General features: G+C 66.9%; 15 protein-coding genes. 11 read left to right on the forward strand and 4 right to left on the reverse strand.

All coding sequences use genetic code 11. The annotated features are described in order from the left end of the window. The first annotated feature begins 159 nt into the window (after nucleotides 1-159). On the forward strand, nucleotides 160-3,444 hold the full coding sequence (locus tag ACIHA7_RS07670; RefSeq protein ID WP_397286763.1) for an MMPL family transporter: 3,285 nt from the start codon (nucleotides 160-162) through the stop codon (nucleotides 3,442-3,444). Nucleotides 3,445-3,505: 61 nt separating this feature from the next. Here the strand turns inward: ACIHA7_RS07670 and rph are convergent, their stop codons facing one another. Then, complete coding sequence (gene rph, locus ACIHA7_RS07675) at nucleotides 3,506-6,094, reverse strand: rifamycin-inactivating phosphotransferase (protein ID WP_397286765.1); 2,589 nt, start codon at nucleotides 6,092-6,094, stop codon at nucleotides 3,506-3,508. Nucleotides 6,095-6,492: 398 nt separating this feature from the next. Here rph and ACIHA7_RS07680 point away from each other — a divergent pair, with 398 nt between their 5' ends. Continuing rightward, nucleotides 6,493-7,392 (forward strand): acetoacetate decarboxylase family protein, encoded by a 900-nt coding sequence (locus ACIHA7_RS07680; protein WP_397286767.1) that lies wholly within the window; start codon nucleotides 6,493-6,495, stop codon nucleotides 7,390-7,392. A gap of 90 nt (nucleotides 7,393-7,482) precedes the next feature. After that, entirely contained in the window at nucleotides 7,483-9,033 is a 1,551-nt protein-coding gene (locus ACIHA7_RS07685) for a GMC oxidoreductase (RefSeq protein ID WP_397286769.1), read from the forward strand. Nucleotides 9,034-9,114: 81 nt separating this feature from the next. Here ACIHA7_RS07685 and ACIHA7_RS07690 read toward each other — a convergent pair whose 3' ends face one another. Beyond that, entirely contained in the window at nucleotides 9,115-10,248 is a 1,134-nt protein-coding gene (locus tag ACIHA7_RS07690; RefSeq protein WP_397286771.1) for a protein-L-isoaspartate O-methyltransferase, read from the reverse strand. 732 nt (nucleotides 10,249-10,980) lie between these two features. Between ACIHA7_RS07690 and ACIHA7_RS07695 the strand changes: the two genes are divergently transcribed. Genes ACIHA7_RS07695 through ACIHA7_RS07715 form a run of 5 tightly spaced genes read left to right on the forward strand, consistent with a single transcriptional unit; the run spans nucleotide 10,981 to nucleotide 16,311 of the window. Continuing rightward, complete coding sequence (locus tag ACIHA7_RS07695) at nucleotides 10,981-12,009, forward strand: SagB family peptide dehydrogenase (RefSeq protein WP_397286773.1); 1,029 nt, start codon at nucleotides 10,981-10,983, stop codon at nucleotides 12,007-12,009. Beyond that, on the forward strand, nucleotides 12,006-13,979 hold the full coding sequence (locus ACIHA7_RS07700; RefSeq protein WP_397286775.1) for a hypothetical protein: 1,974 nt from the start codon (nucleotides 12,006-12,008) through the stop codon (nucleotides 13,977-13,979). The genes ACIHA7_RS07695 and ACIHA7_RS07700 overlap by 4 nt, the downstream gene beginning before the upstream one ends. Then, nucleotides 13,948-14,262, forward strand: coding sequence for a PqqD family protein (locus ACIHA7_RS07705; protein ID WP_397286777.1), 315 nt, complete (start codon nucleotides 13,948-13,950; stop codon nucleotides 14,260-14,262). Before ACIHA7_RS07700 ends, ACIHA7_RS07705 begins: the two co-directional genes overlap by 32 nt. Further along, nucleotides 14,259-15,518, forward strand: coding sequence for a YcaO-like family protein (locus ACIHA7_RS07710; RefSeq protein WP_397286779.1), 1,260 nt, complete (start codon nucleotides 14,259-14,261; stop codon nucleotides 15,516-15,518). The genes ACIHA7_RS07705 and ACIHA7_RS07710 overlap by 4 nt, the downstream gene beginning before the upstream one ends. 43 nt (nucleotides 15,519-15,561) lie before the next feature. Then, nucleotides 15,562-16,311 (forward strand): P-loop NTPase, encoded by a 750-nt coding sequence (locus ACIHA7_RS07715; RefSeq protein ID WP_397286781.1) that lies wholly within the window; start codon nucleotides 15,562-15,564, stop codon nucleotides 16,309-16,311. A gap of 63 nt (nucleotides 16,312-16,374) precedes the next feature. Here the strand turns inward: ACIHA7_RS07715 and ACIHA7_RS07720 are convergent, their stop codons facing one another. Together ACIHA7_RS07720 and ACIHA7_RS07725 are read right to left on the reverse strand one after the other, a co-directional pair. Then, nucleotides 16,375-17,580 (reverse strand): glycoside hydrolase family 76 protein, encoded by a 1,206-nt coding sequence (locus ACIHA7_RS07720; protein WP_397286783.1) that lies wholly within the window; start codon nucleotides 17,578-17,580, stop codon nucleotides 16,375-16,377. 108 nt (nucleotides 17,581-17,688) lie between these two features. Next, on the reverse strand, nucleotides 17,689-18,549 hold the full coding sequence (locus tag ACIHA7_RS07725; RefSeq protein ID WP_397286785.1) for an SGNH/GDSL hydrolase family protein: 861 nt from the start codon (nucleotides 18,547-18,549) through the stop codon (nucleotides 17,689-17,691). 136 nt (nucleotides 18,550-18,685) lie between these two features. On the opposite strand from ACIHA7_RS07725, the gene ACIHA7_RS07730 reads away from it, so the two are divergent. From ACIHA7_RS07730 to ACIHA7_RS07740, 3 genes are all read left to right on the forward strand, one after another. Further along, nucleotides 18,686-19,219, forward strand: coding sequence for a QsdR family transcriptional regulator (locus tag ACIHA7_RS07730; RefSeq protein WP_397286787.1), 534 nt, complete (start codon nucleotides 18,686-18,688; stop codon nucleotides 19,217-19,219). Nucleotides 19,220-19,378: 159 nt separating this feature from the next. After that, nucleotides 19,379-19,963 carry a dihydrofolate reductase family protein gene (locus ACIHA7_RS07735; RefSeq protein WP_397286789.1) on the forward strand — a complete coding sequence of 195 codons (585 nt, stop codon included), beginning with the start codon at nucleotides 19,379-19,381 and terminating at the stop codon, nucleotides 19,961-19,963. A 751-nt stretch (nucleotides 19,964-20,714) separates the two neighbouring features. Beyond that, entirely contained in the window at nucleotides 20,715-21,725 is a 1,011-nt protein-coding gene (locus ACIHA7_RS07740) for a ParB N-terminal domain-containing protein (RefSeq protein ID WP_397286791.1), read from the forward strand. Nucleotides 21,726-21,799: the final 74 nt, after the last annotated feature.

Consider the following 21,799-nt stretch of genomic DNA (forward strand, 5'->3'; position numbering starts at 1 on the left):
TAAGCTCTCGGAACTTGAGGTTGCTCCTCCGTTTACGGCTGTGTCTGCATGAGGTAGGCAGCGGGTGTCGGGGGAGTCGTTCGCATGCACAGCGGGCCGCGAAGGTGCTGTACGGGCCCTGAACTCAGCACTACCCGGTACCTCTAGGAGAACCCATTCGTGTCCGTATACCTCTATCGGTGGGGCAAATTCGCCTTCCGCCGCAAGTGGATCGTTCTGCCGGTGTGGCTGGTGCTCCTCGGTGCGCTCGGCACCGCGAGCGGTCTGCTGAGTACGTCGATGAGCGACGAGTTCAGCATGCCGTCGCTGCCGTCGGAGCGCGCCAACCAGATCCTGGACAAGCAGTTCCCCGGCATGTCCGAGCAGTTCGGCATCGACGCTGTCGGCGGTACGTACGTCATCAAGGCGCCCGAAGGTACCAAGCTGACCGACAAGAACAACAGTGCCGCCATCGACGCGCTGATCACCGGGCTGAAGGCGCTGTCGGTAGCCGACCATAAGCTTCTCGCCGAGAAGGACGCTGCGGCGCTGAAGAACCCGGTCGCCGCGACCGAGGCGATGGGCTGTCTGAAACGCGCCGACCCGGCCGTGTGCGCCGGCGCCCCGCTGAATGTGCTGAGCGCGGACGCACCGGCCACCGTAGCCGTGCTGCCGGTGCAGTTCGACATCGCCTCATCGATGGACATCACCGACGAAGAGCGCAGCGCCGCTTACGACGTGGCCAACCCGGCCCGCGAGCAGGGATTGATCGTCGAACTCGGCGGCGCCATCGAGCAGCAGCAGGAGCAGCCGAGCGGCCAGGCCGAGATGATCGGCATGGGCGTGGCGCTGGTCGTCATGGTGATCGCCTTCGGCGCCATCGTTGCCGCGTTCGTGCCGATCGTCACCGCCGTCGTCGGCCTGGGCGCCGCCATGTTGCTGATCTCGTTGAGCACCTCGATCATCGAGGTCCCGAGCTTCACAACGTTCTTGGCGTCGATGATCGGCATCGCGTTGAGCATCGACTACGCACTGTTCATCGTCTCGCGCTACAAGCACGAACTGCGGGTCGCGGCCAACCCCGAAGAAGCCGCGGGCATTTCGGTCGGCACCGCCGGGTCCGCGGTGGTGTTCGCCGGTCTCACGGTCATCGTCGCCCTGGGTGCGCTGAGCATCGTCGGGGTGAACTTCCTGACCTTCATGGGCCTGGGTGGCGCCATCGCGGCCATGTTCGCCGTACTCACCGCCATCACCCTGATGCCCGCGCTGCTCGGCGCCTTCGGCCGCTTCCTGTTCACACCGAAGCTGCCGCTGGTCGCCCGGCACGATCCGGAGGACGACACCTCCGTCACCAACGGCATGCGGGTGGGCAGGCTGATCGGGCGGCGGCCATGGATCGCGCTGACCATCGCCGTGGCCGCGTTGGGCGCGTTGGCCATTCCGGCGCTGGGGTTGCAGCTGGGCCTGCCGGGCGAGGACAGCTTCCCACCCGAATCCACGGTCCGCCAGGCCTACGACATCCGGACGCAGGGCTTCGGCGAAGGCAGCAACGGCGTGTTGACCGTGGCCGCCGACCTGGCGAACGTGCCGGAAGGCGCGCGCGACACCGCGGTCACCGCGCTGCGCGACCGGCTGGCGGAGTTCCCGGCGATGGATTACGTCACCACGCCGCAGTTCAGTGCGAACAAGCTCGGCGTAATGCTCAGCGGTGTCCCGAAATCGGGTCCGAACAACCAGGACACCAAGGATCTGGTCCGTGACGCTCGCGCCGCCGAGGGCAAACTGACCGAGCAGTACGGCATCGAGTACGGAATCACCGGCACCACCGCTATTTACGCCGATATGGATCATGTCCTGCTCGGCAAGATCGTCCCCTACTTGGCGATCGTGGCAGGTGCGGCCTTCGTGCTGTTGATCCTGGTGTTCCGGTCCATCCTGGTCCCGCTCACCGCGGCCTCGGGTTTCCTGCTGTCGATGGCGGCCACCTTCGGTGCGACCGTATTGATCTTCCAGGAGGGCGCCTTCGGCCTGATCGCCGATCCACAGCCGATCGTCAGCTTCCTGCCGATCATGTTGATCGGGTTGGTCTTCGGGCTCGCGATGGACTACCAGGTGTTCCTGGTGACCCGCATGCGTGAGGAATACGTGCGGGGCCAGTCGCCGAGGTACGCCATGATCTCCGGTTACCACCACGGTGCCAGGGTGGTCACCTCGGCGGCGATCATCATGATCTCGGTATTCGGTTCCTTCCTGCTCGAGTCCGACGCCACCGCCAAGTCCATGGGCTTCGCCTTGGCCTGCGGGGTCGCCATCGACGCCTTCGTCGTGCGCATGGTGCTGGTCCCCGCGCTGTTGGTGATCATGGGTAAGGCGTCCTGGTGGATGCCGCGGTGGCTCGACCGCATCCTGCCGGATATCGATGTGGAGGGGGCGAAGCTGCGCGATCTGCCATCCACGCGCACCGAGCGCCGACCCGAACCCCGGCCCGAGCCGGTGTTCGGACCGGTAATCGCGGTGGACCCCGAGCCGGTGGAGTCGGTGCGGGTGGGGGAGCAGATCTGGGAACCTGCCGCGCCGGCCTGCACCGAACCGGAGCCGGTGCTGGCGACGGCCGCCCATGAAGCCACCAACAATATTGGGGCGCAACGGTTGTCGGGCACCACGACCGAGAAGTTCGTCGCCTCGACAGACCGCCGGACGATCGGCGGCTGCATTCGCCGTGACGACGGGCACCCGGTACCGGATGCGGCGTTGACGTTGATCGACCAACGCGGACAACAGGTTTCGCGCAGCACCGGCGACGGCGACGGCAATTACGGCATCGAACCGCCCACACCGGGCAGCTATGTCCTGATCGTCTCGGCGAACGGGCATCAACCGGCCGCGGTGAACGTCACCGCCTCGGGCTGGGCTGCGCAGCACGTCGACGTCACGCTGCAAGGGGCCGGTGAGTTGTCGGGTGTGGTGCGCACCGCCGCGCGCGAGCCGGTGTCCGATGCCACGGTCACCGTGACCGATCTGGCCGGCGAGGTGGTCGGGTGCGCCGTGACGGCCGCGGACGGCGTTTACGCCTGCAAGGGCGTGCTGGCGGGAACCTACACGCTGGTGGCGGTGGCCGCCCGGATGCGGCCCACCGCAACGACATTGACCGTGCCGGACAGCGGCCGGTTGCGTTTCGACGTCGAGCTGGCGCCGATGGCGATGCTGTGGGGCACGGTGCGGGCCGGCGACCGGGCGGTGTGCGACGCCCGGGTCACCGTGCTCGACTGGTCCGGTACGGCCGTCGGCACCGCCCACACCGACGAGAACGGCCGGTATGCGGTGACCGACCTGCCCGAGGGTGAGTACACCGTCCTGACGCGCGGCTATCCGCTGGTGACCGGCCGGGTGACCATCACCGGCAGCCGGGTCGACCATGATGTCCGGTTGGGCTTCGACGTCGACGAGTACGTGAATCAACCGTGAGCCCAGCATCTTTCGCACAGCACGGTGCAGAGCGCCCGCCGGAGAGGTGGTGCGTGTCCCGCTACGACAGGATCTCGACGTAGCCGTCCGTGCCGTTCACCCGGATGCGCTGCCCGTCGCGGATCAGCTCGGTGGCGTGCTCCACGCCGACGACGGCGGGCAGACCGTACTCGCGGGCGATCACCGCGCCGTGCGTCATCAGGCCGCCGACCTCGGTCACCAGGGCTTTGATCGTGACGAACAGCGGGGTCCAGCTCGGATCGGTGTAGGCAGTGACCAGGATGTCGCCTGCGGCGAGATCGGCCTGCGCGATGTCGGACAAGACGCGGGCGCGGCCCTCGATCGTCCCTGCGGACACCGCCATTCCCGGCAGCGCGCCCGATGGCAGGTCCGCGCGCCGATAGGTGCCGGTGAGGGCCGCACCGTCGGAGGTCAGCACGCGCGGCGGGGTGAGCGCCTGGAACGCGCGGAACTCGTCCCTGCGCGCGTCGATGAGCTCCGCGCTCGCGCGCTGGGTGCTGACCACCTCGCGGAGCTCATCGAATCTCAGGTAGAAGATGTCTTCGGACTCACGAAGAACGCCGTCCGCCACCAGGCCTTCGGCCGCACGCAACAGCGCCTGCTTGTAGACGAAGTAGCGGCTGACCATGCCGTACTTCGGATACTCCCGATACCCGGAGAAAGTGCGGACGCGGTCGATCATCCGCTCGGTCTCCTCGGCCTTGCGAGCTCCGTCCGGCAAGGCGCGCAAGCGTTTGAGGAGTTGCTCCTTCTGCGACTCGGCGTCGCGCAGACCATCGTCGAAGCGTTGTCTGCCCGCGCCGGGCCCGAAGTTCTTGATATTGCCGAGAATCGTCGGCACGAGGGTGCTTGGGCTTTCGCTCCAGCGCGGCCTGGTGATGTCGATCTCGCCGGCACAGCGCATGCCGTACTTGTCCAGGAAGTCCTCGATGGCGGCTCGCGCCTCGGGGCCGCCCGGGTATTCGGCGAGCCCGTTCAGGAAATTGTCGTCCGCCTGTTCCAGGTAGGACACCACCGCCGGATGCGGGCGGATGACGTCGGCGACGTCCAGCAGCGCCAGTCCCATCTCCGACGTCACGTTTCCGGGAACCGACTGGGTGAGCGCGTCGGCGGCGTTCTTCTCGCCGAGCCATTCCCACAGCCGATCGTTGAGCCACTCCGCAGCCTCCATCCCGGCCGTGATTACCTGTAAACCGCGCGGTGTGAACAGGACTCGGCGCAGCTCCTGGATATCGGAGTGGATGAAGTCGAGCAGCGCCGGGCCGGACTCGGCCAGGATGTCGTGTTTCAAGGTGGCGAGGGAGGCCTCGCTGTCCGCGATCAGTTCGGTGACGATGGCGGGATCGGTCTCGATGTCAGACCGGGTAGTCAGGGGCGTCGGTGGCTGAGCTGAATCTTCTTCCGGCACTTCACGAACGAAGCCACGGTCGATCACGGCTTGTAGCGCGTCCCCGATGAGCGGATCGGACTTGCCGAGTGCCGCGGCCAGGCCGGTTCGGGTCGCCGGCGACGACAACGCCTTGGTGACATCGACGAACAGTCGGCCGCCCGCGTCACGCATGGGCGCCCGGCTCGTGAGCTGCCACAACGAGATTCCCAGTGGCTTCATCGCGTCGGTCATCATCTGCTGATGGCCGACCGACACGTAGACGCGGTTCTCATCGTCGGCGGCCACGGGTATAGGGAACAGGGTGGTGATCGGCCTGCTCTGCACGATGCGGATATCGTCGCCGTCGAGGCACCACTCGATGTCCTGTGGGCTGCCGAAATGTGCTTCGATGCGGCGGCCCAGCTGGGCGAGCCGCAGCACCTCGGCATCGGTGAGCACCGGCTCGTCGCGGCGCTCCTGTGCGACTTCTTGCACGTGTGTTCCGCCTGACGGCGCGGCCTCGACGGCGAGTTTCTTGGTGGCGATCGTGCTGCTGATGATGGTGTTGTCGCGGACCTGGTAGACGTCGGCGTTCACGAGGCCGGAAACCAGGGCCTCGCCCAGGCCGAAGCCCGCGTCGATGGAGACGACGGTGCGGTCGGAGGTGAGCGGGTCGGCGGTGACCAGGATGCCCGCGGCGCGCGGGAACACCATCCGCTGCACGACCACCGCCATCCGGATTGCTCTGTCGCCGAGACCATTTCGCAGGCGATAGATAACGGCTCGCTCGGTGAACAACGAGGCCCAGCAGCGGCTGACGTGTTGGACGATCGCCGCGGCTCCCACGACATTGAGATAGGTGTCTTGCTGGCCCGCGAAGGACGCGGTAGGCAGATCCTCGGCCGTCGCGCTGGAGCGGACCGCGTAGGCACCTTCCGTGCCCAGCTCGGCGTGCGCGGCGACGATCTCGGCGGCGATGTCTTCGGGAATGGGGAGTTCTTCGATCGCGCACCGGATCTGCGCGCTCAGTACGCGAATCGCCTCCTGATCGTGTGGTTCGAGGTGCGACAGTTCATCGATCTGGTCCGCGATCGACGGCGCACCCGCCACGGTCCGCGCGAAGGCGTCCGTGGACACGCAGCAGCCGTCCGGCACCTCGACGCCGTCGATCCGCGCGAGCTCACCGAGGTTCGCACCCTTGCCGCCGACGCTCGTGATCTGTGTCCGGTCGATCTCCCCGAAGCCGAGCACATAGGCCATCCCGCTACTCCTCACCTGGTGGTTTCGCATATCGCGAGCGATTATGGACTACAAAACGGCGGCTCATGAGGACCCGGGATCGTGTATAAAATAGAAGGGGGAAGGGGAGGATGCCTCCGGTGTCGCTCGCATCCGCCGCAGGCGTGAGTCAGAGGTCGTCGTAGGCGCCGTCCACGCTTGCCGGGCAGATCCGTTGATGATGCAGGTTCGCTGCACGGCTGTGGTGTTCATGGATTCGGCCCTCCGCCGCATCGGCATTGCGGACCCCTCGCGTGGTGGAATTTAAGCTCAACTTCACTGCATCAATCGCCGAACTAATTATCGAGCCTCTATTGGAATTCAGCACTGCATTGCACCGTGGATCCTGTTACGTTCGTTACCCAAGGAAAGGAGTGTGGGTGACTCGCAACACTACGGTGCCGGAACAGGGCCGCCGGTATGCGCCGCGCCGGAATCGCGGAATCGGAAACATCATTGCCGCAGTGCTACTGGCCGGCTTCGCGATGAACACAACGAGTCCGGCCGCGGTCGCCGCGCCGAATCATTGTGAAACGAACGCATGGGAATCAATAACCTCCACCATCCCGGAGGCGCGACTCACCGACTCGATGCGGCAGCAGATCCGTAAGGGACCCGATGTCGGGGGATCGTGGGATCTGAGCTCGACCGACGGATTCGTCATCTGGGCGATGGCGCCCCGGTTGGGCGGGCCGTCGCTGCTGCCGAAGGAGGTCGCCGACGGGGCGCTGCCGCTGGCGAAATACGGCTTCGCCACCAGGTATTCGAACACACCCGTCGGCCCCTACAACGAGATCACCGGGATGCTCTCCTACGCGCGCCTGCGCGACCCCGGCATGTTCGCGCACTCGCCGTTCATGGTGGTGGACAGCCCGGAGACCGCGAAGAACGGACGCAACAACTGGGGCTTCCCGAAGTCCCTTGCCGACTTCGTCGGCACCCCGCGCATCGGGGAGACGCTCACCGCCAGTGGTGAAGGCTGGTCGGTGTCGGTGTCCTCGAAGCCACTGCTCTTCGATATCCATATGACGCTCCCCGAATTCCTCGGTTATATCCAGATGCCGGAGCAGATATCGTTCGAACAACCGTCGCCCGCGTGCGGCACGAAGAAGATGCGCAGTCTGGGTCTCGGTGGGATGTCGGGGTCGGTGCAAGTCGCGCTGATCACGGTGAAGACCGAAGGCAGTGACGAACTGCGTGCGTTGCTGCCGAGCGGTGTATATCCGGGCGGGTATATCACTTTCGACCATCTGGGTTTCGACAAGCCCGGTATGAACTAGCAATTCCCGCAGGACTGATCGGGCGGCAGCGGTGCGCCGCCTGATCAGTCATGCCCAGCACTGCCGTACCCAGGAGAGGCTCGAATCTCGATGCACCGATCATCGTTGACCCGCCGCACCCTGCTGACCCGTGGCGCGGCGATCGCCGCCGCAACATGGAGTGCCCCGCTGCTGCTCCCGGCGCGGGCGCGGGCGCAGCCGCGGACACACCACGACGCGATCGTCATCGGCAGTGGTTTCGGCGGGGCCATCGCGGCATATCGGCTGGCGACGGCAGGCGTCGATGTCCTCACCCTCGAGCGTGGCCGCGCCTGGTGCCAGCGCGACGACGCGATCGTCTTCGACTCGGCTCTGGATTACCGGGACCCGCGCTGGTTGTGGGAGCCGAAGGTGACCAGAACGTCAGGCCTGATGCAGCCCTACGTCGCTGGGTCGGTCGGGATCGCGACCACGGCATGTGTCGGCGGTGGGTCCATCATCTACGCGGGCGCGACGGTGCCGCCGGTCCGCCGGTATTTCGAGAAGATCTTTCCGGCCGCACTGAGCTACGACGAACTCGAAACGGTGTACTGGCCAAGGGTGCTCGCGCGCCTGGATGCGACGCAGGCCCCGGCCGATCTGCTCGGCAGCGCCCCCTTCGTGCACGTACGGTCGGCCGACGCGCAGCTGACGCGCGCGGGAATGGTGACCGAGCCGGTGCGGTCCACGTTCGACTGGGACATCGTGCGACAGGTATTCGATCGCTCGGGCGGACCGCCGACCGTCGACGCGGCGGCGTGCTCCTGGAACCGGAACTCCGCGAAGAAGTCCGTGACCCGAAATTACCTCCGCTGGGCCGCGGATCGCCCCAACTGGAGTCTGTTGCCGCTGCGGGACGTGCAGCACATCGCTCACGAGAACGGGAAATTCGTCATCGATGTGGCGGTGATCGACGAGGCAGGCGGCAGCGAAACCTACACCTGCAACCATCTATTCGTCGCGGCCGGATCGATCGGAACCACCCGTCTGCTGCTCCGGTCCCGGGCCGACGGCGGCCTCCCCGATCTCAACGAGCACCTCGGCACGATGGTCGGCGACAATGGTGACCAAGTGACCTGGCGGGTCGCCGACGAACTGGCCGGCGCGGGCCCGCAAGCCAGCGCGATCGTCAGCTCGGCCCTCGTCGACGACGAACCCGACCACCCGCCGATCCGAGTCGAGTCGATCGGCCTGCCCGGACCGCCCGGCGAAGCGCCGATCCTCGCCCAATTGTCGACCACCGCGGACTGGGAGAACCGAGCCTCCTGGACCATGCGAGGTGCCGAGCCGACACTGTCGTTCGCACCGGACAGCTGGCGCGACTCCCTCTCGGCCGCGCTCCGCGTGCACGAGCGCGTCGGCGCGTCCGCGAGCGCACTGTCCCGGGCGGGCGGTGCCCCTTTCGTCCCCGGCATGTCACTCACCGCGCACCCGCTGGGCGGCGTACCGATCGGCCGCGCAACAGACCTCGACGGCCGGGTAATCGGCTACCCGCACCTGTACGTCATCGACGGCGCACTGATCCCGGGCAACTGCGCCGCCGCCAACCCCTCCCTCACGATCGCGGGAATCGCGGAACGAGTGATGGACCGAGTGATCGCCGACGTCATCCACGCGCGCTGAACGCGAGCCCTACCACCGACAGCTCACATGCTCGACCGAATACCTGCCGACGCAGCGGAATTCCCTCTGCTGCTGCATCTTTCATCGTCGATCCTCGACGGTATACCGGAAGTGGCGGCGGACTATCGTGACGGCCGAGTCCTGGTCGAGTGCTGGGGATTTCAGTTGGGCGACGGGGGTGGCGGTGATGGTCAGCTGGGCTGGGTCGACCGGGTGCAGCTGCGCCAGCGCGGTATCGAGCTCGTTTCTGGCGGCGGGGCCGCCGTAGCTGCGAAGTCCGTCGCCACCGAGCAGGACGAGGCTGTGCTGGTCCGCGTCGAGTAGGCCGAAGGAGATGTCGACCGGGTCGGCGAGGGTGAAGACCTGGATCGCGCGGGGGTCGTGTAGGGCGAGGGTGGCGAACCAGTGTTGGGACAGGGTGGGTAACGGTTCGGTGGTCGGGGTGGTGGTGAGGAGCATGCGAAGGATGCCCAGGCGCTCGGCAGACAAGCTCTCGCAGGTGGCGAAGTGGGTATCGGTGATGCTGCGGTAGCTGTCCGGGCCTGCGTGTTCGCCGCGTAGTCGCAGGAACGCGCAGTGCACCGCGGAGCGGCCGACGAGCACGCCGTCGGTTTTGCTGAACCGCACCGAGAGTTCGATGCCGGGGCGCAGCCACAGCGGGGCGACCAGGGTGCCGCCTTCGCGGAGTTGGTCGAGCCAGCGTGGTGACAGGTCGAAAACGCCTACGGTGGCGATGATTCGGTCGAACGGGGCAGCGCTGGACAGCCCGTCCCACCCGTCGCCGACGTGCACGCTGACCGGTAGACCGAGTGCCCGCAGACGCGTCTCGGCCGCGGCGGCGAGGGTTGGATCGATCTCGATGCTGTGTACCTGACCCTCGGCGCCGACGAGGTGCTGCAACAGCGCGGCGTTATAGCCACTGGCGGTGCCGATCTCGAGTATCCGATCGCCCGGCTCGACGGCGAGTTGCTCGAGCATGGCAGCCACCATCGTCGGCTGGCTGGCGGTGCTGAGGGGGAACCCGTCGTCGCCGACGGCCAAGGTCACCGGCTTGTCGGCGTAAGCGAGCTCGACCGGGATTTCGGCGGGCAGGAAATCCTCGCGCGGTATCGCGGACAGTGCGGCGCCGATCGCGTCGGGCAGTCCGGCGATGGTTCGTTGTAACTCGGCGACCATGCCCGCACGTGCAGCCGCGGACGACATCTCTCGGTTCACGCCACAACCCCTTTCCATGCTTGCCGAAACGATCTCCGCTGCGGTCACGGTAGCTCGCACGACACCGTCGCACCACGCGCACGCTCCGAACTCGGCGCCGGTATCGCGAAGCGAATGTCTCACCGTACAAGCCGAAACCCTGAAATATGCTGCACCGTAGCCGTTTGCATATCTGTTCGAGGACACCTGTGCGAGATAGCATGCAGGGCAACACTGCACACAAGTTCCACTTGGAACTTTGCAAAGACCCACTCACCAACGTGAATGTTTGCCATGAATTATCCGTTGGTAGACAACGCTTTTCGACCATTGCCCGCAAGATCTATCCCCAGTACGATGAAGCTGCCGACCAGCCTGGAGCTCCGGCACGGGGAGTAATCGAAGTATGTTCGAGCTCTGCGCTTTTGGGGATTCGTACTGCGCCGGTCGGCTCGCTCGATACCAGAAGGGAGGGTCGCAATCATGGAAAAAATGCTGTGGGAGAAGCCGCGTGTGCGGGAACTGCCGGTCGCCGAACTCGAAAGTATGGCGGAACTGGACGTTGCCTTTGCCGTGATCACGCTGTGCACGGACTTCAACTGAGGCGTGTCGTCAGGCGCGGCCTGGCGAGCTGAGATCTGTGATCGGGCCCGGCCGATTGAGGCCGGGTCCATCACGTGCCTGCACCATTCACAATCGGCATCGGGGGACTTGTTGAGCATTTCTTCGAACGAGCAGCCAACCGCATACGTAGTGCGTTCCCCGTATATCACGGTGTACCTGTCGGATTCCGACATGATCGCGGTGGCGGGCACCAGTGGCAGGCGGCACCGGTTGAGCGAAGCGGCGAGACAGGTCCTGCTCGCGGCCGACGTGCCCGCTACTCCGGACAAGCTGGCCGAAACGGGCGGCACCAGCCTGGACGTGGTGCTGGCTCTCATCGCCGCGGAACTGTTGATCGACCCGAACCGGCTGCCGGATCGAGCATGGTGGGACCCGCACGAGCTGGTGATCCAACGGATGCGCAGCGCGGGCCGCAAACGGCCGACGCTGCAGGCCGAGGAGATGCCGTCACCGCGCAAACCACTGCGGGACGAGGTTGTGACGCTGCCGAAAGCCGCCCTCGACGCCGATCCCGCGTTTTTCGCAGACGTGCTCTCGCGCCGTCGTTCCTGCCGCCGATTCGCCGACCGACCCCTCGACCTGTCGACCCTGGGGGCATTCCTGCACAGGTCGCTCGCTGTCCAGCACAGCGCCGAATCGTATGGCAGCGGGGTCAACTGGCGACCGGCTCCGTCCGGCGGCGGCAGGCATCCGCTGGAGGTCTACCTCTGGCCGGTCCAGGTCAGCGATCTCGCACCGGCCATCTATCGATACGACCCCTTCGAATCGGTGCTGTGCAGGCACAGCGACGTCGATGCGTGGTTCGCCCGAATGCCCGAACAACTTCAGCAGCAAAGCGACCTGCTCGAAGGCGATCCGGCTGTGGTGCTCCTGGTGACCGCGGTGGCCGGCCGGACCATGTGGAAATACGAAAACAACGGCCTGAGCATCATTTACCAGGATCTCGGCGCGCTCTATCAAACGTGGTACCTGGTGGCGACGGCGCTCGGCTTGGGCGGCTGCGTACTCAATGGCGGCAACGAGCTCGTCAACGCGCGAATGCTCGGCGTGGACCCACTGATCGAATGCCATGTCGGTGGATTCCTGCTCGGCATCCCACGCGACGACCGCTACCAGGACCCGCTGTCCGAGCTGCTGACCACGCGGGAACAGCCGTGACCGCCCACCGCTACCGCCGCCTCGCGGCACGCTGGCTGGCCGGCCCGCGCATCCGGGCCGTCAGCAGCCAGGAAGTCCACCGCGCGTTGCGCAGGCAATGGGACGCAGGCGCGGTCCGCGAACATCGTGACGCGCTGCTGGCCGAGGTGGTGGCTGCCGCACGTCACACGGCCTACTATCCGCGCGCCTTCGGCGACGCCGCGCTGGCCGAACTCACCCACGCGCACGAGCTGCCCAGGCTCGCCGTGCTGCCACGAAACACGCTCCGCGCGAACGCCGCCCAGCTGGTCAATACGGCGATACCCGCGCAGGACGTCGACGTCACGTTCACTTCCGGAACCAACGGCGCGGCCAGTCATGTGGTGCGTCCCCGCGCATCGCTGCATCGTCGGGCGATCTGCGAGCGCCGCTGGTATCACGAACTCGGGCTGCCCTGGGTGTTCGAATTGACCTGCGCTACACCATGGCCGGGGCAAGGCCGCGACAACACCACGGTGCGCGATCCCCGCGTCGGCTATCGCGAAGAAGGTCTCGCGGCCGTGCTCGACCGGCTCGGCAGCGGTGGTTCGGTGGGGGAGTTGCTCCTGGTGAGCCCGGACATGCTGCCGGTATTGGTGCAACGCGTGACCGCCTGGGGCGATATCGCGGCGGTGGCCTCGTCGTTCGAAGTGCTGCGGCCGGAGCACGTGCGCGATTGGCCAGCCGGAGCGCCGCCGCTGGTCGAAATGTACTGCGCCGCCGAAATCTGCGTGCCGCTCGCGTTCTCGTTCCCTGGATGCCGCGGCATGCACGTCAACGCCGACCACCTGTATGTGGAGATCGTCGACGACGACGGGACGCCGCAGGACTACCATCGGGCCGGGCATCTGGTGGTCACCGATCTGGTCAACACCGCAATGCCGTTGCTGCGCTACCTGATCGGCGACGCCGGGATACTGCGCCCACCGTCGGCGTGCGGCTGCGGGCGGATGTTGCCGCTGGTGGAGGTGCTCGGTCGCCTGCCGGATACCGACCACGCCATCGGCGGAGTACCGGCCGGCCAACTGCTGGATGCGGTCGCGGCGGTCACCGAGCACGGGTTCGTGCTCGAGCAACGCGACGAGACCACAACTGTGGTGCATCTGGACCCGCATGATCAGGCTGAACGCGCGGTGAAGGCGGTCCGGTCCGAAGTTCCCGAGCTGGCGGTACGCACCGAGTCGCTGGCTGGACCGCTCGATCGGCTGGCACGTTCGGGCGGTCGCCTACTCGCGGCGGCGCCGCGCCATCCCTACCGAGCGGACAGGTCGGCATCGATGCCGCCGCGCATCCACGCCTTGCACGACTCACCGGAATCGGTTGGCGCCGTAAAGCGTTCAAGGCGCAGCGTCGCCCGGCGGCTGCTGCGCGACCGCTATCAGGCCACGGCGACCACCACCGAAATCCCGATCCTGGATGCTTCCCGCAGCATGTATCCGTTGTTCGACACGGCCACCCGAGTCACCGTCGCCTGGGGCAAGCTGGACCCGGCGACCGCGGTCGGCACCATCGCGCTGGTGGAGCTCCCGCAGGATATTCTCGCCGCGCACCGGGTCGCCGACTGGCGTACCCGAGACGGCACCCCCGAAATATTGCAGTGCGCGGACAATTACGACCGACACAACCCCTTCTCCGCGTTCTGGGTGCCGCTGGATTCCGTACTCGGCACCGTGACCGCGGCGACGACCACGTACCGCAGCGGGCCGACCACCGTGTCCCTCACCGGCCGCCGCACCCGATGGACGGGCACGATCGTTGCCGCCGCGGACCGCTGGCTGGTCTCAACCCAGCACCGGCGTCGACCGCTGCCCGTCGTACTCGCCGCCGCGATCACCCAGCGACTGATCTTCCGCGCCACGACCGCATTACTCCGGTTGCGTGCCAAGACATCTCATCCACCCCGAAAGCGAGAGTTCGACCATGACAACGAGCAGCGCACGATACCTGCCTGACCCGACGATCACGGCCCAGGACCTGGGCGACCGCATCCTGCTCGCCCCACTCAACGGCGCCTACCTGGTACTGGAGGGAAGCGCGGCCACCCTCTGGCGACTGCTCGACCAACCTCGTTCGGCAACGGAGTTGGCCGACGAATGCGCCCGTCGATACGCCGGAGTTGCCGACCGTATCCACTCCGACATCGCCGACACCTTGCAGGACTGGACCGAGCGCGGCCTCTTGCGCCCCGACACCTCGACTCCGCAATCGGCCGATACACCGAGGGAGACGGCGTGAGCGAACGTCAGCGCGCCGAGGAACTCCTGCGCCTGCGTGTCTTCGGCAGCCCCGACCAGCTGGCCGGAGTCGAGCCTGCACTGAAGGCCGCTTTCAAGCAATGGAATTCGATCTGGCAACCACCGTCCGAGATCGATATCGGGTACTTCCACAGTCGACCCGAACTGCACGGCCATGTCCTCCTGCTCGGCCAGTCCGACCTCGGGCCGAACCAACCACCCATGCAAGTTGCAGGCTGCGCGGTCGACCCGGCCGCCGCCGCCATCTCATGCGTCGGCGAACTGGTCGAACGCCATCTGGGCCGAGCATGGATCAATCCCACGCCCAAGCGCGCAACAGCCGCGAGTTTCGCCCCGGAAGATGTCTTTCCGGTCGCCGATTACCTTGGCGCACCGATTTTTCCGGATCGCTGGCCATACCCGCACTTCGTTGCCGACCGGCCACTCACCTGGACGCAGGCCCGCCGCTACCTGGACGGTGACCCGATCTGGATGCCCGAGGCGCTGGTCGGCCTCGGCGCGCCCGCCCCGGCGGAACGCCTCGGCGAGGTCACCACCGTCGGACTCGCGGCCGGGTCGAGCTACCGGCAGGCTGCCGCCCACGGCCTCTACGAAATGCTGGAACGGGCGACCGTCATGGACTACTGGCAAGCCCACCGCCCATTCGAACTGCTCACCGGCGCTGCGACAGTCGACCACACCGAATTCCTGGCCACGGACAAAATGTTGGGCTGGCACACGCAACTGCTGCAAGCCCGGTCCGCCGCGGGCACCGGCGTGGCCGTCGCGTTGACCCGGCACACCGAAATCCCCGCCTTCGGAATCGGATTGAGCGCCCATCCCGACCCGGCCGAGCGCCTGCGGCACGCCCTCGCCGAAGCCGTCCAGGTCCGACTGCTCGCCAGCCTGCAGCAGGGCAACACCACCAATACGCTGACCAGCTTCCAAGACCACCTCACCTACTACTGTCACCCGCGCCGCTTCGCCGAGCTCGACACCCTGGTCGGGGCGCCCACCGACGAAGTGATCGAGCAGCCGGCCGAGGACGACGCGCAACTGGCCGGACGGCTCGCCGAGGCCGGATCCCGGGTGGCGGCAGTGGAACTCGCTCGTGCGGCAGACGGACCGGCGGTCGTTCGCGTGCGAGCCACCCGGCTCCCGCACATGGAGGTCCGGGAGAGCTGCGCCTGCCTGCCCGCACCACCCCTGACCACGGCCGCAGTGCCGGGCCCTTACCGACCCCACCCTTACCCGTGACCACCTGGCGTCCATACCTCCGAACGCTCGGTAGCCTGCACGCGTGACCTCACCGATCTCGGCGATCCCCATCGTCGCGGTAGCCAGCGGAAAAGGCGGTGTCGGTAAATCCAGCGTCGCGTTGGCCTTGGCGCGGGCCCTCACCGACAGTGGTGTCCGCGTCGGTCTGGTCGACGCCGACCTCTCCGGTCCCGACATTCCCCGGATGGTCGGCCTGCGCCGCGACGTCCCGACCGCGTCGCTGCGCATCGCCGATTTCGGCCCGCACCGAACCGATCTCGAAGCGATCGAGGTGGACGGCGTCGAGATCGTCTCCGCCGGATTCATGATGGCGGGCACGCAAGCGTTCACCGCGGGCGAGGGCATCGCCGACATGCTGCTCGCCCGGCTGATCACCCGCACTCGCTGGAACCGCCGAGAGATTTTGCTCGTCGACCTGCCACCCGGAACCACCGGCGTCGGGCACGCGCTGCGGATCGCCGGGCGCCTCGCCGTCCTCCTCGTCGTCACACCCGCTGAGGTGTCGCACCTCGACAGCCATCGACTGACCACCGTGCTGAACCATTTGAAGGTGCCCGTGCTCGGCGGTGTCGAGAACATGGCGTATCTCAGCTGTCCCGACTGCACGCACCGGATCGAGTTACATCCGCCGACCCCGGCCGATCGCACCATTTGGCATCGTGGCATCGGCAAGCTCGCCAGTCTGCCCTACCGGCCGGGCGCTCTACCGACCATTGCCGACCTCGCACCGGTCACCACCGTTGTTCGCGACTACCTCGCTCGGGACAACTGATCGACAGTCCCCGTTGGCATTTCAGCGCGGGAAGGCTCGGCGGGCGACCGCGGCCGCAGTGGCTCAGCGCCCCGCGGCGGTGAGCCGATAGTCCGCCTCGAGCAGCATCCACCCGCTCAGCTGTACCGAGAGGTCGCGGCTCATGTTCGCCGACGAAGCGGCAGACGAAGGCATCAGCTGGGGAAAGACTCCCGAATGCGCGGGCACCGTAACCGGTCGGCCCCAGTCGACACCGAACAGCGGCAGACCGTCCACCTCGGCGCGGTGTGCCCACGCCGCCCGCGCGGACGTGTGCACGATCTTCGCGGCGGTGCGGTCGCCGAGGGCGAATGCGGCTTCGGCGAGAAACCTGGCGAGGATGCCCATGAACAGCCCGGAGTCGTCCCCGCCGGCCGGGGCGATGACTCCGGCGTGGGTGAGCCCGGTCTCGGCGGCGGCCACGAGCGCAGCCGCGCGCTCGCGGTGCTCGGCTTCCCGGGTGCGCACGGCCAGTTCGGTTTCCAGCCCGATCGCGACGCCCTGGTTGTAGGTGAGGATCGTGCGCTCCACTCGTCCGCCGGGTTCGTGGACGCCGTCGAGAATCAGGCCGGTGCCGGGGTCGCGCAGGCGGGTGTGCAGGAAGTCGGCCAGTTGCCGGGCCCGGGGCAGTTCACCCACCCGGGCCATCGCGATACCGGTCGGACCGATCGCGGGAGTGTTGTAGTACTTGTCGCCGGACCGCCAGGGCACCGCGCCGACCTCCGGGTTCCAGCCGTCGATCAACTCGGCGGTCAGGTCGCCGACAGCGCCGCCGAACCGCACGCCGAGCAATCGGTCCGCGCGTTCGAGCGCCAGCACCAGCCACGCCATGTCGTCGTAGTACCGGTTGGTCCAGCCGGTGAGGTTGCGCGTGCGAATACCGCGGGCGAGGGCCGCGACCCGGGCGATGCGTTCGGGGGTACGGGCGCGGTACGCGGCGTCCACCGCGCAGTCGACCAGGTGGGCCTGCCACCAGTAACACCATTTCACGAACGACTCGTCCAGCAGCGACGACGGCCAGACGAGCGCGCCGAGCCGCACCTGCGGCTGGCCCCAGACCGTGCGCACGTGCCGCCGCACCAGCGCCTGTTCCGCCAGGTCCGCCCGCTTCGCTGGGTCATCGGGCCCGGCGGACGTCGCCCGCGTGATCGTCACCGCCGCCGTCGGTTGCGCCATGGGGGTCAGCGCGATCGAGGCCCCTGCCGCCATCAGCACTCGGCGTCGGCTGATCCCCGTGTTCCGGCGATCCATTCGCGCGGACTCCCTCTATCGAACAACGATCAGTTGAGCCGAAACCGTGCAATTAGATGCTATCTCGGAACCACCGGCACGGCGCGGCGTCGACCGCTCGCCGGTGGGCTACCGGCGCAGCGTGGCGACTATCTGCCGGGCTTGGTCCTGTGCGCCGAGCTCGTTCGGGTGAATGGGGGCGGCCAAGTCGGTGGGGACAGGCCCTTCGAGCCATTTCGTGCCCGGGGCCTGGCACATATCGTGGCCGATGCTGCTGGTGTAGGTGTCCACATAGGTGGCGCCGTGGTTGGTTGCCTGTTCGCGGAGGACTTGGTTGAGCAGTTTCGTCTTCTCGCGCAGGAACGGCACGTCACCGTCGGAGATCGGGACGATCGGCCAGCAGCCGTCGCCGGTCTCGGGCAGCTGCACCGGATAGCCGACCAGCAACACCCGAGCCTTCGGCGATCGCCGGTGGACCCCGGCCAGCACCGCACCGACCGCGGGGCCGACCGCGCGGACCTGCTCGGCCAGCGTGTCGACGCCATTTCTGGTGTAGAAGTCCTTGCACGGGGAGCCGTGCGGCACCGACGCGCCCCGCACCGCGCAGTTGAAGACCGCCTCGAACGCCGGTACGTCGTTACCGCCGATGCCGACGGTGACCAGTGCGGTGTCCCGCTTCAGCGCCTCGAACTGCGGCGGATTGCCGGTGGGCGATTGGGTGTCGGTCATGGCCTTGGTGGTCGCGCCGATGCAGCTGACGTCGGTGAAGGATCCGGGTTTGAGTGCGGCGGCGACCAGCCGGGGATAGTTGCGCTCGGCCCGGCCGCAGCGTGGCTCGACTACGGGCAGGAACGCGCCCGCGGTGTAGGAATCACCGAGCGCGACGTAGGACGGGTACGCGGGTGGGGGTGCCGCCGAGGCGACCGGCGCGGCAACGGTGCCCGCGACGAGGGTGGTCAGGATGGCCGTGAAAATCGGTCGCTGGTACATCGAAATTCTCCTGTGCATTGCAGTGCGAAGTGTTGTCGGCCTTGCCGATCGGCCGGACTGGGACACTCATCCAACGGTGTCCCATGTCACACTAGGATCGATGACGTCTCGATCGCCAGAGTCCCCAATTCCCCAGTTGACCTCGGTCGATGCGGTGTTGCGAGCCGCCGTGGCGATGTTCCTGCGCGACGGCTGGATCGACGCCCGTGCGCTGGCCGCGGCGGCCGGCATCGGACGGTCCACGTTGTATCGGCGCTACGGCGACCGCACTCGGATACTCGGCGAAGTCATCTGGGTGATCGCCACCGCGGGATTCGAGGACATCCGCCGGGAGTGCGGTGGGCAGGGTGCGGCCGGCGTCGCCGAAATAGTCCGGCGCAGTCTGTATTTGGCCGCCGGATACCCGGCCATGCGGACGTTCGTCGCGCAGCACACCGACACCGCACTGCGGGTCCTGACATCCCGCGACGGCGTCATCCAGCGGCGGTTCGTGGCCTCCATCGCGCAAGTCATCCGCGAGGATGTCGGTGAGCCCGACGACATCGACGCCCACACCCTCGCCTACGCCATCGTGCGGATCGGCGAATCCTTCTACTTCCGCGAACTGATCACCGGTGAACCCGACGACATCGACGCCGCGGCCGCGGTCATTCGCCGACTACTCGAATAGGTTCGCCGATCGGCCGACTGACGAAATGCGTTGGGGCGGTGCCGGACCTGCCACGCGGACGCGCCGGACTCGACTCAGGGAGTCCGGCAGCGATGAGTTTCGCCGAGACATCCGGTCTGCATAGGTACACCCGACCAATCACACTCGAGGAGAACCCGCATGGCCGCTACCTACACCTTCGACGTCTTCACCAGCCTCGACGGCTTCGGCTCCTACGGCGGCGACGGGGACTGGGGCGGCTATTGGGGCAAGCAAGGCCCCGAGCTGCTCGAACATCGCCTCGCGGTGTACGGCGCGGAGCAGCGAATGGTGTTCGGCGCCACCACGTATCGGCAGTTCGCGCAGATGGTCGCCACGAGCCCGGCGGACGCCGAGGTGTTCGACCCGTGGGTCACTCGGATGTGGAACCTACCTGCCACGGTGGTGTCGCGCACGCTGCAGGGACCGCTCGACCGGCCCGGCGCGACGGTGGTCAGTGGTGATGCGGTCGACGTCGTCGCTCGGCTCAAGGAGGAGTCGGCCGTGCCGCTGCGCTCGCACGGCAGCCTGTCGATGAATCGGGCGCTGATGGCGGCCGGTCTGGTGGACCGCGTCCACGTGACGGTCTTTCCGGTGATCACCGGTCGGACGGGAACGGACCCGATCTTCCAGGGTGCTGCCGACTTCGATCTCGAGTTGCTGGAGACTCGAACCCTCGATGGGCGCACCCAAGAGCTTATTTACCGGCCGACGTTGCATATGTGAGTCGATACCTCGGGCCGGGGTTTGTGCCGGGGTGGGTATGGAGAATTGGTGCTGATCGGCGTCATTGCCGATCGCCAAGGAAACAACGAAATCCCTGGGGTCGTCGCTGTGTAATCACATTATGGGGGCGCCCCGCGGAGGCGGCATGCCCAATGTTGTGGGGGATTGCGTACCGAGCCGCTCGGTGGCCAGTTGGGGTGTAGTCGAATCACAGTGGGGCACAAGATGACCCGCCGATGAGTTCGGTTTACTGGGTATTGGCTGTCGTGACAACCCCTGGAATCCGACTGTAGGGGTGGTCACTCACAGCTAGCCTCTAGTAGCCCCAAAGGTGTTGATCACCAACAGAATAGGATAGATCAGCTCATAGTGTGCCGCAGAGTAAGCGCCTGTGAAGGCGGCTTGCACGGGTCGAACACCCCTGTCGGGCATAGTAGTTGACAAGCGAGGCCGTGCCTGGCAACTTGGCGTGCGCCGGTCGTTTGTATCGCCTGAGCGACCATCGGCTCGGGGAGGACACGCTGTGGAAACGATCAGCGCGATGAATGTACCGTACCGGCCGTGTCTTCCGGCTCCAGGCGGTCCATGACCGCCACCATGGCTAGGCAACTCTCGGCAGCACACGCGACGACCCGCCCGGCATCGTCATCGCTCAGGGGGCCGCTGCTGTGGCCGCAACTATGGATCCGCAGGGGGATTCTCAATGAGCAACGAAATGAATGCTGGTTCGTCCACAGACAGAACCCGTTCGGTGCTGGACACAATCCAGGGACTGCCGCACTGCTCGAACATCGTCGACCTTCCGATCTCCGCGGTGTTACCGGCGGACGCGCCGCCCCGAACGGCGGGAGTGAACACCGGTCACATACGCATGCTCGCCGACTCGGCGACCGCGCTGCCCCCGATTGTCGTGCATCGGGCAACCATGCAGGTCGTCGACGGCTGGCATCGGCTGCGCGCGGCCGAACTGCGCGGCGACACGAGCATCGCGGCGGTGCTCTTCGACGGCGGCCTCGCCGAGGCGTTCGTGCTGGCGGTGAAACTCAATGCGGCACACGGCTTGCCGCTGTCGCTGGCCGATCGGAAAGCCGCCGCGCTGCGCATCCTGCAGTCGTATCCGGACTGGTCCGACCGGTCGATCGGCGTCATCGCCGGGATCTCGCACAAAACCGTCGGCGCGATCCGCACCCGGTCGACTGGGAAATCTACCCAGTCGACCGGCCGGATAGCGCGAAACGGCGTGCTGCATCGGTCTGCCGGGCGACAGGGGCGCCAACGGGCTGCCGAACTGTTCGCGCTCGATCCGACCGCATCGGCGCGGAAGGTGGCCTCGGCGGCGGGCATCTCGGTCACCACCGCCAAGGATGTTCGAAAGCGGTTGCGGGATGGGACGCAATTGGTGTCCGCCGGCGAAGGTGCCAGCGACACGGCCGCGCCCTTGCCGGTGCCCTCACCCGCCTCCGTGCCTGTACTGGCACCCGCGCCGGTGCGTGCGCGTGCCGGGAACGTCCGGGCGGTCCCGTCGCAGCCGGTCAGCACCGCTGAGGCGCTGCAGCGACTGCGCAAAGACCCCTCCATCCGCTTCAGCGAATCCGGGCGGAAACTGTTGCGTCGGTTGGAGACTCCGTTCGACGACGGCGTCGACTGGAAGAGCGTCGTCGGCAGTTTGCCGAACCACTGCACCCGGACCATCGCCGAACTAGCTCGGCAACGGTCCAGGGAGTGGCAACGGTTGGCGCACCTGCTCGACGAACGGTCATAGGCAGGCTGAATCCGTCACCTCCGTTCTGTTGTCACCGCTGGGTTCGTCGATGAGAATTTATGACAGCGGCCACT

The organism is Nocardia sp. NPDC052316, assembly GCF_044547795.1.
GTDB lineage: Bacteria > Actinomycetota > Actinomycetes > Mycobacteriales > Mycobacteriaceae > Nocardia.